This window comes from Amycolatopsis sp. NPDC051758, from assembly GCF_044453095.1.
In the GTDB taxonomy this organism is placed as follows: Bacteria; Actinomycetota; Actinomycetes; order Mycobacteriales; family Pseudonocardiaceae; genus Amycolatopsis.
Genome location: NZ_JBITCJ010000006.1, coordinates 306,485 through 318,725, shown reverse-complemented (window position 1 = coordinate 318,725; position 12,241 = coordinate 306,485). Strand labels below are relative to the sequence as shown.

The 12,241-nt window shown below is 72.1% G+C and carries 10 protein-coding genes; 6 read left to right on the top strand and 4 right to left on the bottom strand.

The window, feature by feature from the left end:
* Window positions 1–1,173 carry an iron-containing alcohol dehydrogenase family protein gene (locus ACIA5G_RS28755; RefSeq protein WP_395928625.1) on the top strand — a complete coding sequence of 391 codons (1,173 nt, stop codon included), beginning with the start codon at window positions 1–3 and terminating at the stop codon, window positions 1,171–1,173.
* 51 nt (window positions 1,174–1,224) lie between these two features.
* Complete coding sequence (locus ACIA5G_RS28750; protein ID WP_395928623.1) at window positions 1,225–1,521, top strand: hypothetical protein; 297 nt, start codon at window positions 1,225–1,227, stop codon at window positions 1,519–1,521.
* A gap of 201 nt (window positions 1,522–1,722) precedes the next feature.
* Here ACIA5G_RS28750 and ACIA5G_RS28745 read toward each other — a convergent pair whose 3' ends face one another.
* The 3 genes from ACIA5G_RS28745 to ACIA5G_RS28735 all read right to left on the bottom strand — a co-directional run bounded on the left by ACIA5G_RS28745 (window position 1,723) and on the right by ACIA5G_RS28735 (window position 3,524).
* Window positions 1,723–2,136: an Lsr2 family protein gene (locus tag ACIA5G_RS28745; protein ID WP_395928621.1), complete on the bottom strand. Its 414-nt coding sequence runs from the start codon at window positions 2,134–2,136 to the stop codon at window positions 1,723–1,725.
* 229 nt (window positions 2,137–2,365) lie between these two features.
* Complete coding sequence (locus ACIA5G_RS28740; protein ID WP_395928619.1) at window positions 2,366–2,554, bottom strand: hypothetical protein; 189 nt, start codon at window positions 2,552–2,554, stop codon at window positions 2,366–2,368.
* Window positions 2,555–2,861: 307 nt separating this feature from the next.
* A complete protein-coding gene (locus ACIA5G_RS28735; RefSeq protein WP_395928617.1) occupies window positions 2,862–3,524 on the bottom strand; it encodes an HU family DNA-binding protein in 663 nt (220 codons plus the stop codon).
* Window positions 3,525–4,189: 665 nt separating this feature from the next.
* On the opposite strand from ACIA5G_RS28735, the gene ACIA5G_RS28730 reads away from it, so the two are divergent.
* Genes ACIA5G_RS28730 through ACIA5G_RS28715 form a run of 4 tightly spaced genes read left to right on the top strand, consistent with a single transcriptional unit; the run spans window position 4,190 to window position 11,509 of the window.
* Entirely contained in the window at window positions 4,190–5,929 is a 1,740-nt protein-coding gene (locus ACIA5G_RS28730; protein ID WP_395928615.1) for an ATP-binding protein, read from the top strand.
* A 39-nt stretch (window positions 5,930–5,968) separates the two neighbouring features.
* Window positions 5,969–7,129 (top strand): exonuclease SbcCD subunit D, encoded by a 1,161-nt coding sequence (locus tag ACIA5G_RS28725; protein WP_395928613.1) that lies wholly within the window; start codon window positions 5,969–5,971, stop codon window positions 7,127–7,129.
* A 1-nt stretch (window position 7,130) separates the two neighbouring features.
* A complete protein-coding gene (locus ACIA5G_RS28720) occupies window positions 7,131–10,532 on the top strand; it encodes an AAA family ATPase (protein WP_395928611.1) in 3,402 nt (1,133 codons plus the stop codon).
* Window positions 10,529–11,509 (top strand): hypothetical protein, encoded by a 981-nt coding sequence (locus tag ACIA5G_RS28715; RefSeq protein WP_395928609.1) that lies wholly within the window; start codon window positions 10,529–10,531, stop codon window positions 11,507–11,509. Before ACIA5G_RS28720 ends, ACIA5G_RS28715 begins: the two co-directional genes overlap by 4 nt.
* A 103-nt stretch (window positions 11,510–11,612) precedes the next feature.
* Here ACIA5G_RS28715 and ACIA5G_RS28710 read toward each other — a convergent pair whose 3' ends face one another.
* Window positions 11,613–12,104 (bottom strand): hypothetical protein, encoded by a 492-nt coding sequence (locus ACIA5G_RS28710; RefSeq protein ID WP_395928607.1) that lies wholly within the window; start codon window positions 12,102–12,104, stop codon window positions 11,613–11,615.
* Window positions 12,105–12,241 lie beyond the last annotated feature (137 nt).

The window sequence follows — 12,241 nt, the reverse complement described above, 5'->3', positions numbered from 1 at the left end:
ATGAAGATCGGTTCCGGCCGCGTGAAGGAGACCAGCATGCGCCTGTCCGTCGAGCCGACCGGCCGCACCGAGTACGGCCCCGGCGTCGTGACCGAACTGCCGGGCTTCGTCGAAACCCTGGGGCATCGCCGGGTCTTCGTGGTCACCGACCGCGGCCTGCGCGCCACCGGGATCGTCGAGCGGATCGAGAAGATCCTGGCGGCGGCCGAGGTCGAGCACGCCGTCCACGAGGACGTCGGCCCGAACCCGTCGACGGCGGAGCTCGACCGCGGCGCCGCCCGCCTGCGCGCGTTCGGTGACGCCGCCGTGCTCGCTCTCGGCGGCGGCTCGGCACTGGACGCGGCGAAGGGCATTTCGCTGCTCGCGGGGAACCCGGACGCCGCCGCGGCGGACGCGGACCGGCTGTGGGACGCCGGGGCCGGCCTGCCGCTGATCGCCGTGCCCACCACCGCGGGCACCGGCGCGGAAACCAACGGTTTCGGTGTCACCGAAGACGTCTGCGCGCGCCGGAAGGTCTACATCGGACACCCGTCGGTGAAGCCGCGGATCGCCGTGCTGGACCCGGAGCTCACCCTCGGCCTGCCGGCGAAGGTCACCGCGGCCACCGGCCTGGACGCGCTCGTGCACGGCATCGAGTCGCTCGCTTCACGCGGTTCGACGCCGTTCTCGGCGGCCTACGCCACCCAGGCGATCGGCCTGGTCGGGCGCTGGCTTCCGGTGGCCTACCGGGACGGCGGCGACCTGGAGGCACGCGCCGGGCTGATGCTCGGCGCACACCTGGCCGGCCACGCGCTGACGCTGTCGGGGCTCGGACTGGTCCACGGCATCGGGCACGCGCTGACCGCGCACACGGGCACTCCGCACGGCGTCGCGCTCGCCGCCGTGCTGGAGGAGGTCATGGCCTTCAGCGCCCCGGCCGCCGCGGCGGCTTACGAGGTGACGGCCCGCGCGCTGCACGTCTCGCCCGCGGACGACTGGGCAGTGGCGGCGATCGAGGCGGTCCGGGAGATCTCGGGGGCGATCGAGATCAAGCGCCCGTTGCGCGAGCTCGGGGTCGCCCGCGACGACATCGCCGGGATCGCCGCGGACGCGGTCGCCGACGCTGTCACCAAGAACGCGCCGCGCCTGCCGTCGGCGGGGGAGGTGGCCGAGCTGCTGCAGGCCGTCCACTGAACGCCGGCCTGGTGCGTCTTCCTGCTGTTCGACCTGTGCGAGAGTGGGGCGATGAACGACCGGACCGCGGAGCCGCAGGTGGCCTCGGTCGCCGAGCTCGCCCGGATGTCGGCGTGGACGGTGGCCGGCTCGCGTGGGCGGTGGATCACCGCCGAGCGCACCCTCGACCTGGGCGGGCGGCGCTGGGTCGTCGGGCTGACGCCGACCGTGGGTGACGCGGTCGCGTTGATGCTCTGGCGTGACGACGACGTTGTCGCGCACCTGCGAGGGACCGAGGCCGTGCTCTGCGCAACGGCGTTCCGGTGGGTGACGAACCTGCTCGCCGGACGCCGGTGGGACGCGGCCTGAGAGGCCCTTTTCGGATCCGTGAGTCCGTCCCCGGCAATTCGTGAGGCCGGTGGAAAACCTGCGGCCGGCTCGACGGAAAAGTGGTAGCCGGGCCGGTACGAGCGGGGAGCGAGCCTCCGTCGGCGGCGAGGGTGTCGGACCCTTGCCGCCAACGGGCCGGCTGCCGTGATCTCTCCCCAGTGATCCGCGCGGCCACCACCGCTACTTCTTGGCGGCGGCGACCTTCTTGCGCGGCGCGCGCTTGCGCGGGGCCGGCGTGGGCGCTTCGGCTTCCTCGACCTGGGCCTGCTCGTAGGCCGCGATCACCTCGGAGGACAGGCGTCCCCGCTCGGAGACCTCGTAGCCGTTGGAGTTGGCCCAAGCGCGGATCTGCTGGTTGCGCTCGCGGTCGGTGGTGCTGGTCGTGGTCGACTGGCCGGTCGCGACCCGGACCTTGCGGCCGCCGATGCGGCGGCCGGCGCCGATGAACCGGGCGAGCTCGTCGCGCAGTGCGGTGGCGTTTTCGTCCGACAGGTCGATTTCGTAGGTGACACCGTCGAGACCGAACTGGACGGTCTGGGCGGCGGTGCTGCCATCGATGTCGTCCAGGATCTCGACAAGGACTTTCTGGGCCACGGGAATGCTCCTCAGCTGGATGTGCGTCCGAGAACACGACGTGTGACAAGTTGCACAATGGTCGTCGTTCTTCGGTGGAGTGTATCCACTCCGGGATCGGCACGGCAATTCTCCACGACTTCGTGTTGAACACACCTCGCGCCGGACCGGAAATGGCGCCGGAATCCCCGCGGGAACCGGTGAGCCGGGAAGCCCGCCGCCGCGCGGGACCTCCCGGCTCGTGACCGGCTTACGACGGTGTGGTGCCCTGCTCGCCCTGGTGAGCGGGCTGATCCGCGGCCGTCGCCTCGGCGGTGTCGCCTTCGGGCGGGTCGGCGAGATCGGCTTCCTTGGCCGCCTCTTTGGCGTCCTTGATGTTCTGCCGGGTCCGGGCGAGTTCCGCGTCGGGATCCTCCGGCCGGTTCTGGTGCTCGGTCATCGTTGCTCCTTGCCCGGTGCCGTGCCGCGCGTGGTGCGGCTTCCTCGTCCTCGGCTACCCCGCCGGGCGCTGACGCAACCACGGGCCGTGAATCGCGGAGTTCTGCGCGGGGCCGTATTCACCCCGTCGGGTGGCGGGCTCCCGGAAAGCGGTCCACGCGGCCCGGTGGTCCGGTCGCGGGACCGGTTCCGGTTTTGCGACCGGCCGGCGAACCGTGGTGAGGAAACGGTGTTCACCGGTGAGACCCTTAAACGCCGGAAGGGCCCCGCACGTGGTGTGCGGGGCCCTTCCGGCGTTCGAGGTGGAGCTACTTCTTCTTGGCAGCCGACGTGCGCTTGGCCGGGGCCTTGGCAGCGGCCGGCTTCTTCGCGGCGGCGGTCTTGGTCGCGGCCGGCTTGGCGGCGGCCTTGGCCCGCGTGGTGGTGGTCTTGGCCGCGGTGGCCTTGGCGGGAGCCTTGGCCGCGGTCTTCGGGGCCGCCTTGGTGGCGGTGGCCTTGGCGGCCGGCTTCGCCGCGGTGGCGCGGGTCCGGGTGGCCGTCGCGCGGGCGGTGGCCGGCTTGGCCGCAGCCGCGCGGGGCGTGGTGGCCCGCGTGCTCGTGGTCTTCGCCGGGGCGGAAGCCTTGGCGACCGACGCACGCGTGGTCGTGGCAGCCGCGGTGGCGCGCTTGACCGGGGTGGCCTTGGGCAGCTTCTTCGAGCCGGAGATGACGTCCTTGAAGGTGGTGCCGGCGCGGAAGGCGGGCACGTTGGTCTTCTTCACGCGGACGGCCTCACCGGTGCGCGGGTTGCGCGCGGTGCGAGCGGCGCGGGCGCGCTTCTCGAACACACCGAAGCCGGTGATGTTGACCTTTTCGCCCTTGTTGACCGTCCGGATGATGATGTCCACCAGACCGTCAACGGCCTGCGAAGCCACCTTCTTGTCGCCCAGACGCTCCGACAGCGCCTCGATCAGCTGGGCCTTGTTCGTCATTCCAGTCCTCCATAGTGGAACTACTCGTACACGGCCCATCTCGGCCGACACTGCACACGGTATTACCAATACCGCACAAAATCCAACCGGGGGTCGAAATATTTCCTTGTACGGGGGCGGGTTCCGCCCTCTCGGCGGCCCCCACCGGATGCCTTTACCTACCGGACCCGGACTTCGACCATGGCTCTGAGCAGGCAAAACCCTGTCACAGTGCCGTCCACAGTGGTCGTCCATATAGGACCCGATGCCCCTTTGAAGACTTTTTCGCCCGACACGCCGGAGCGGGCCCTCCCGGCGTGTGTCGGAGCCCACCCGGGGCCCGATCCCGCGCAGCGATCGGGGATCGCGGCCCCTCCGGAGGGTGTCCGGACGCCGCTTCGCAGTGGGGCCAGGCGGAAGCGGGCGCGGTAACACCGGGCCCGCCGGCGGCGACCTCTCCGGCGGGACCCGCGGGGGCGTTGCGGCACAACCGGACCAGCCCCGCGCGGAATGCCTGGGGCATCGAAAAGATCTTCCCCGAAGGGTGAACTCACTCGTTCGGCGCAGTCGTGGCCTGCGGTGACGTGTTCGGCCCCCAGCCCCCGCAACGCCGTGTTGGGCGCGGGACTGTCGGCCCGGCGAGCTAGTCTGCGGCCGGAGGAAGAGCCGTCCGGACAGGGAGAACCGTGGACCAGGAGACGCTCACGACCGTCGTCGGACGGGTGGCGGGCACCGAGGACTCGACGCCGCTGCAGTTCCACGTGGCCATCGATCCGGAAGCCTATCTGCAGCTCGACGACGTCGTCGTGACCCGGCGGGAACTCCCTGGCCTGGGCGAAGTCACGTCCTACGGCGTCGTGACGCAGGTGAGCGCGCGGCACGAAGGGGCCAGCTTCGGCAGCGACGTCTTCCTGATCTCGGACGGCGTCCTGCCCGCGCAGGTGCAGGAGATCGCCGAGATCGCGACCACCCGCGTCGAGCCCGAGTGCTACGTGCCGCCGCGGCCGGGGGCCGTGGTCTCCCGTGCGGTGGGGGAGGATCGCGCGCAGGCGCTGTACTTCGACAACATGACCCGCCAGGTGGCGGTCGGGCTGGGCCGGGACGGCGAACCCGTGTACCTCAACCTGGACTTCCTCGACGGGACGCGGGGTGCGCACGTGAGCATCAGCGGCGTCTCCGGCGTCGCCACCAAGACGTCGTTCGCGTTGTTCCTGCTGCACTCGATCTTCCGCGGCGGCGCCCTGTCGAACGCCCACAACGCCAAGGCCCTCGTCTTCTCGGTCAAGGGCGAGGACCTGCTGTTCCTCGACACCCCCAACATCCACCTCGACGCCAAGCTGCAGGGGGAGTACGCCAAGCTGGGCCTGCCCGCGGAGCCCTTCGCCTCGGTCGGGTTCTACGCGCCGCCGACGCCGTCGGACACCACGGGGAAGCCTTACGTCACCGGGCGGACCTCGGGGGTCGGCGCCTTCTGGTGGACCATCGCGGAGTTCTGCGCGAACGACCTGCTGCCCTACGTCTTCGCAGACGCCGAGGACGAGCGCAACCAGTACACGATGGTCATCCACCAGGTCGCGAACCGGTTGCGGCTGGACACCACCCCGGCCGGGAAGGACGGCGCGGCCAACGTCGACGGTGTGCTGTGCCGCACCTACGCCGAACTCATCGACGTCATCTGCGAGCGCGTCACCGACGAGGAAACCCGGGCCAGCTGGGCGGGCGCGGTCACCGGTGCGGGCACGGTCAACGCCTTCATCCGCCGCCTCCGGTCGAGCCAGCGCGCGCTGAACGGCCTGATCCGCGGTGACCTCACCGACCACGCCGCCCGCAAGCTGTCCACGGAAAACCAGCAGGTGACCGTGGTGGACATCCACAACCTCGTCGAGCGCGCGCAGCGGTTCGTCGTCGGTGTCACGCTCGCCGCGGAGACCGCACGCAAGGAGGCGGCCGGCGCGGGCGGGCTGCTGTTCACCATGCTGGACGAGCTGAACAAGTACGCGCCGCGGGAAGGCAGCAGCCCCATCAAGGAGGTGCTGCTGGACATCGCCGAGCGTGGCCGCTCCCTCGGCGTCATCCTCATCGGCGCGCAGCAGACCGCCAGTGAGGTGGAGCGCCGGATCGTCAGCAACAGCTCGGTGCGGATCGTCGGCCGGCTCGACGCGGCGGAGGCTTCGCGCCCCGAGTACGGCTTCCTCCCGGCCAGCCAGCGGGTCCGCGCGACGCTCGCGACGCCGGGCACGATGTTCGTGAGCCAGCCGGAGATCCCGGTGCCGATCGCCGTCGGCTTCCCGTTCCCGGCCTGGGCCACCCGGCTTTCCGAGGCCGGGAAGGTGCCGACGACCACGGCCACGCCGAAGGCGGATCCCTTTGCCGGCCTGCCCGGCGGCAGCAGCGATCCCTTCGGTGACGACCCGCCGCCGTTCTGAGCCCGCCCCTCGCCCGTTATCCGAACGGAAGGACGCCGCGTGAAGTTCCTGCACACCTCCGACTGGCACATCGGCAAGACGCTCAAGGGCCGCAACCGGCTCGACGAGCAGCGTGCCGTGCTGGGGGAAATCGTCCGGATCGCGCGGAAGGAGGCGTTCGACGCGATCCTCGTCGCGGGTGACCTCTACGAGACGTCGGCGCCGTCGGCCGCCGCGCAGGAACTCGTGGTGCAGGCGCTGATGGCGCTGCGCGAGACCGGGGCCGAGGTCATCGCGATCGCCGGGAACCACGACCACGCCGCGACGTTCGAGGCCTACCGGCCGCTGCTGCGGAAGGCGGGCATCCACCTCACCGGCAACCCGCGCCCGGCCGCCGACGGCGGTGTTGTCTCGTTCGACGCCCGCTCGACCGGTGAACACGTCGATGTCGCGGTGCTGCCGTTCCTTTCCCAGCGGTACGCGGTCCGCGCGGCCGAGCTGCTCGCCGGGACCCCGATGGACCACGTGGGCCAGTACGACCAGCGGGTGCGCGACATCCTGGACCACCTCAAGTCCGGCTTCACCGACGGCGCGGTGCACCTCGTCATGGCGCACCTGACGGTGACCGGCGGGACGATGGGCGGCGGGGAACGCGCGGCGCAGTCCATCTTCGAGTACCACGTGCCGGCGACGGCGTTCGGCGCCGACCCGCACTACGTCGCGCTCGGCCACCTGCACCGGCGCCAGTCGCTGCCCGCGCCCTGCCCGGTGCACTACAGCGGTTCGCCGTTCGCCGTCGACTTCGGCGAGCAGGACAACAAGAGTGTCGTCCTCTCCGTGGAGGTGAGTCCCACCACGCCGGCGAAGATCACGGAGATCCCGCTGACCGCGGGCCGGCGGCTGCGGACGGTCCACGGCACGGTGGCGGAACTGACCGGCCGCGCCGAGGAGTTCGGTGAGGACTACCTCCGCGTCTACGTGCGCGAAGCGACGCGGGCCGGGTTGCGCGAGGAGATCCAGGAAGCCCTGCCGAACGCCCTGGAGATCCGCATCGACCCGGAGTTCGCCGCGCCGGTGACCACTTCGGGCGGCGAGCGGGCGGTCGCGGATCGTTCCCCGGGGGAGCTGTTCGCGTCCTACTGCGAAGAGCGGACCGTCGAGGACAAGCGGGTGCAGGCGCTCTTCGCGCGGCTGCACGACGACGAGACGAGCGGGGTGTGACATGCGGCCAGTGCTGCTGGAGATGACCGGCTTCGCGTCGTTCCGCGACAAGACCGAAGTCAGCTTCGAGGACACGGACTACTTCGCGCTCGTCGGCCCGACCGGCGCGGGCAAGAGCACCGTGATCGACGCCCTCACCTTCGCCCTCTACGGCTCGGTGGCCCGCTGGGACCACGAAGGTCTCGTTGCGCCCGCGCTCGCCCCGACGGCGAACCGCGCCACCGTGCGGCTGGTCTTCGACGCCGGCGGCACGCGCTACCACGTCGTCCGGGAAGTCCGGCGCAGCGGCGGGAAGAAACCCACGGTCAGCGTCAAGAACGTCCGCCTGGAACGGCTCGCCGACCCGGCCGCGCTCGGCGGCCCGGAGGACGACGCCGACCCGGTCGCCGCGGACTCCGAAGTCACCCCGGCGGTCGAACGCCTGCTCGGGTTGACGTTCAAGCACTTCTGCACCTGCGTGGCGCTGCCGCAGGGCGACTTCGCGGAGTTCCTGCACGCCAAGGCCGCCGACCGGCAGAAGATCCTGATCAAGCTGCTGGGCCTCGAGGTCTACGAGCGGATCGGCCGCCGCGCCGGGGTGACCGCCGAGCAGCAGAAGCAGCGCGCCGCCGTCCTGGAAGAGCAGCTCGGCAGCTACGCCGACGCGACCGAGGAAGCCGTCGCGGAGCTCGCCACCCGGATGACGGCCCTCGCGGAACTGGAAACGCGGGTGAACGCGGCGCTGCCGGGCTTGAACGACGCGACCCGCACGTACGACGAAGCCCGGCAGCTCGTCACCACGGTCACGACAGAACTGAGTGTCCTCGACGCGCTGGAACGTCCGGACGGTGTGGAAGACCTGGAAACCCGGCGCCGGGCCGCGGCGGACGCGGCCACCGCCGCACGAGCCGGGCTGGAGAAGGCCGAAACGGCGGACGAAGCGGCCCGCGCCGCGCTGGCCGCCGCGCCGGACCGGGGTGGGCTGGAGCGGATCCGCGCCGCCCGCACCGAACTCGCCGACACCGAGTCGGCGCTTCCTCGCCTGGAAGAAGCGGCAAAAGCGGCGTCGCAGGCCAAAGAGTCGGCCGCCACTGCGGTGACCGAAGCGGTGTCCGTCGTCGAGACCGCCCGGAAGATCCGGGACACGACCGCGCGGGCCGCCGAGGACGCGGCCGCCGAAGCCCAGCGCGCCCGCCAGGAACGTGACCGGCTGGCCGGGCTGCGGCCGCCGGCGGATCTCGGTGACCTGTCGGCGGATTCGGCGCGGGTGGCAAAACGGACGTCGGCCGCGGCCGCCCGGTTGACCGCGGCCGAAGCCGCCGACGCCGAAGCGCGCGCGGCGCTGGCCGCGCAGCCGGACGTAGCGCCGCTCGCCTCCGCCCGGTCCGACGCCCGCACCCTCTACACGGTGTGCGAGGCGCAACGGAAGGCCGCACCCGAGCAGGCCGCGCGCCGGACGGAACTCGAGACGGCCCGAGCCGCTTTCGCCCGGTCCGACGCCGAACTCACCGCGGCGAAGGCGGCGCTGGCCGAAGCCGAACGCGCCGGGCAGGCGCTGGCCCTGCGTGCCGGGCTCACCGTCGGGCACGCGTGCCCGGTGTGCGAGCAGGAAGTTTCGGCGTTGCCGGACTCCGAAGGGCACACCCACCTGGCCGAGGCCCGTGACCGCGTCGAGCGGGCCGAACGCGAGCGCACGACGGCCGAGGCGGGCGTGCGCAAGCTGGAGCGGGCCGTGGACCGCGACGCCGACTCCGCCGAGTCCGCGGCCGCGCAGGCGGAAGAACTGCGGGTGGCGCTCGCCGAGGTCGACGGCCCGCCCGAGTCGGCGGTGCTGCTGCGGCCGATCGAGGCTTCTTTCTCCGAGCGGGACTTCGCGGACCTCGTTGCCGCCGTGCGCGAGCGGGGCGAGTGGCTGTCCGCGACGATCGAGGGACGCACCCGGGTTGCCGAGGCCGCCCGGGCCGCGGACGCGGAACTGGCCGCGGCCCGCACCGAACGCGCGGCGGCACAGCAGGACGCCGACGTCGTGGAGCGGTCGGCCGCGGCAGCACGGGAAGCACTGCGGGCGGCGCGTGACCCGCTCGTCGAGCTGGGCGCGCCGGCGATCGACGCCGACGACGTCCCGGCGGGCTGGCAACGGCTCACCGCGTGGGCGGCTTCGTCGCTCGAAGAACGGCGGACCGTGCTGGCCGCCCTCGAAGCGGCCGCCGAAGCCGCGGGCAAGGAAGCCGTCGTGGCGGCGGACGATCTCGCCGCCGCCGAGCGGAACGCCGAGCAGCGGCGCACTCGCGCGGTCGACGCGGGGCTGGCCGAGCAGTCGGCGGTCACCGAACTGACCACCGCCCGGCGCCGGCACGGTGAGCTGGTCACGACGCTCGCCGAAGCGCCGTCCGCCGACGTGGTCACCGAGCAGCTCGCGCGCGTCGCCGAACTCGAACTGGCCGCCAAGGCGGCGGATGTGGAGCTGCGGACGGCTCGGGCCACCGCAAAACAAGCCGTCGAGGGCCAGGCAGGCATCACGAAGCAGGTCGACGCCGAACGGCAAAAGCTGTCACGGGCGCGTGATCCGCTGGTCGGCCTCGGCGCCCCGCCGATCGACGGTGAGAGCCTGCTGGACGCGTGGACCGTTTTGACGGACTGGGCGTCGGGGCAGGCGAAGAAACACCAGGAGCGGCTGACCGTCGCGAAGACCGCCGAGAGTGCGGCCGCCGAAGCGTTGCGGGTGGCGGAACGCGCCGTTGTCGACGACGTCACCGCGCTCGGGGTCGAGCCGCCGGAAGGGCCGGTGCGCGAGCGGGTGCCGGTCGCCGTCGCGACCGCCCGGGCACGCGCCGAAGCCGATCACGACGACATGCGGCGGCGGGTGGCCCGGGTCGCGGGCCTGCACGGCGACATCGCGGCCGCCGAGTCGGAGTCGCAGGTCGCGCGGCTGCTCGCGGATCTCCTGCGCTCGGACAAGTTCCCGCGCTGGCTGATCGCCGGGGCGCTCGACACGCTCGTCGCCGAGGCGTCCGCGTCGCTGCTGGAGCTGTCCGGCGGCCAGTTCGAGCTGACCCACGACAAGGGTGACTTCCTGGTGGTGGACCACAACGAGGCCGACGCCCGCCGGCCGGTGAAGACACTGTCCGGCGGCGAGACGTTCCAGGCGTCGCTCTCACTGGCTCTCGCGCTGTCGTCCCAGCTCGGCGCGATGGCCGCGGACGGCGCGACCAAGCTGGAGTCGATCTTCCTCGACGAAGGCTTCGGGACGCTGGACGAGGCCACCCTCGACGTCGTGGCGTCCACATTGGAGAACCTGTCCGCGAGCGGCTCCCGGATGGTCGGCGTGATCACGCACGTGCCGGCGCTGGCCGAGCGTGTGCCGGTGCGGTTCCAGGTCACCCGCGACGGCACCGGATCGCACATCACCAGGGAGGGCACATGACCGCGGTGGCGGGGATGAGCTTCAACATCGACGCCTGGGACCCGGGTTACGGCAGCTCGATGGAGGCCGAAGAGCTCGCCCGGTCGCAGGCCGAGGTCGAGCTCGACGTCGAGGTCCCGGTGGCCGAGTGGGCGCCGATCGACCCGTCGCCGGTGCCGTCACCGCCGGACGCGGTGCTGTTCGTCGACGGCGTCCGCCGCATCGACGCCCGGGTCTGGATCGACGACCCGGCCGGCGCGAACTCCGCGTCCATCGGGGTCTGCGCGTCCTACGCGGCCGGGGTGGTGTGCTGCTGCGCGGGCCGGGCCCACGTCATCGGCGCCAACGTCCGGCGCGGGCTGTTCACCGTCGCGCCGGAGGCCGAGGGCATCCCGACGTCGGCAGGGGTCTACGAGCCGTTCCGCGCGACGGCCAAGGACGACAAGCCGCTCGCGGTCGTGCTGTCGTCCGCGCTGCAGGAGCAGCTGGCCCAGGTCGAGCTGGACACGGCCGAGGAAGCGCGCCGGGCGATCGCCGGGCACGTCGGGCACGACCTGCTCGTGGTGGACGGCCCGCTGAGCGGCCGCACGCACCTGCCGCGGGCCGTCGGGTTCATCAAGAGCCACCAGACGACGTACCTGCCGGGTGAGCTCAACACGATGGTCGGTGAGCTCGGCCCGCACCAGCGCACCCCGGTCTTCCTGATGGGCACGACCTGGGTCCGGCACTCGTGGTACCTGCGCCTGCCCTCGACCGGCGGCCCGCCGTGGTCGGGAGTGGTGCGGGTCGAGGCGGCGCCGCACCTCGCGCGCGAAGAGGTGACGGACCTGGCGAACGTCACGCAGTCGGTGCTGGGGCGGTTCGCGTCCGTGCCGTACAAGGACTCGCGGGCGCCGCAGAACCTGTACCCGATCGCCGGGCTGGAGCGCGATCTGCGGCACCGGCTGGGGGACCAGCAGTTCGTCTACCGCGCGCTGCGGCTGGCCGCGGCCCGCTGAGCGGGACCGCGGGCCGGCATTTCGGCGGCGTTCGGCCGGCCGAGCCGGGCCCCGGAGCGGTGGCCTGGGGATACCACCGCCCCGGGGTGTCCATTGTGGAGAGTCAGCTCAATGAGCCGTCCCCGGTCTGCGGCGCCCCCGCCGGCTTGACCGCGACCTGCGGCTTCGTGGGCTTCGCGGGCTTCGAAGTCGCCGGCGGCTTCGGCTTCGTGGTGGTCGGCTTCGGCTTCGCCGACGTGCTCGGCGGCGGGGTGCCGAGGATGGTGAACGTGCCGGTGGCGACGCGGCCGTCCGAACACTTGAACGTCGCCGTGTACTTGCCCGGTGTCCTGATCGCCGTGGTGTGGCCACCGGCCCGGCCCCAGTTGCCGCCTTCCGTCCACTGCAGCGGCGCGGCGAATCCCTTCGACGTGACCGGCGAAGCCGGGCTGCAGCCGCTCCCGACCGCCGCGCGGGTTTCCGCGCTGACCTGGCCGCCCGGCTCGACCTGCGAGGTCAGTCCCCAGGCGACTTCGCCGGCCGCGCTCGCCGGCGCGCCCAGGGTCAGTGTCGCCGCGCTCGCGGCCATTAGTCCGATCAGTGTTTTCTTGAGCATCGTGTCCCCCTCAGGTTCGTGCCCCCTCCACGCGTGAGCCGGTCAAACGGTTGAGTCGACCGAGAATTCAAGTACGTGAACGACCATCGTGTCTATGTTTTCCTGTCACGTATGAGTTAGCTTGTCCGCCGTTGGTC

What these genes read in the sequence shown, in the direction of transcription:
- ACIA5G_RS28720 (WP_395928611.1), top strand. Translation starts at nt 7,131, where the DNA reads ATGCGGCCAGTGCTGCTGGAGATGACCGGCTTCGCGTCGTTCCGCGAC.
- ACIA5G_RS28715 (WP_395928609.1), top strand. Translation starts at nt 10,529, where the DNA reads ATGACCGCGGTGGCGGGGATGAGCTTCAACATCGACGCCTGGGACCCG.
- ACIA5G_RS28710 (WP_395928607.1), bottom strand. Translation starts at nt 12,104, where the DNA reads ATGCTCAAGAAAACACTGATCGGACTAATGGCCGCGAGCGCGGCGACA.
- ACIA5G_RS28740 (WP_395928619.1), bottom strand. Translation starts at nt 2,554, where the DNA reads ATGACCGAGCACCAGAACCGGCCGGAGGATCCCGACGCGGAACTCGCC.
- ACIA5G_RS28755 (WP_395928625.1), top strand. Translation starts at nt 1, where the DNA reads ATGAAGATCGGTTCCGGCCGCGTGAAGGAGACCAGCATGCGCCTGTCC.
- ACIA5G_RS28750 (WP_395928623.1), top strand. Translation starts at nt 1,225, where the DNA reads ATGAACGACCGGACCGCGGAGCCGCAGGTGGCCTCGGTCGCCGAGCTC.
- ACIA5G_RS28735 (WP_395928617.1), bottom strand. Translation starts at nt 3,524, where the DNA reads ATGACGAACAAGGCCCAGCTGATCGAGGCGCTGTCGGAGCGTCTGGGC.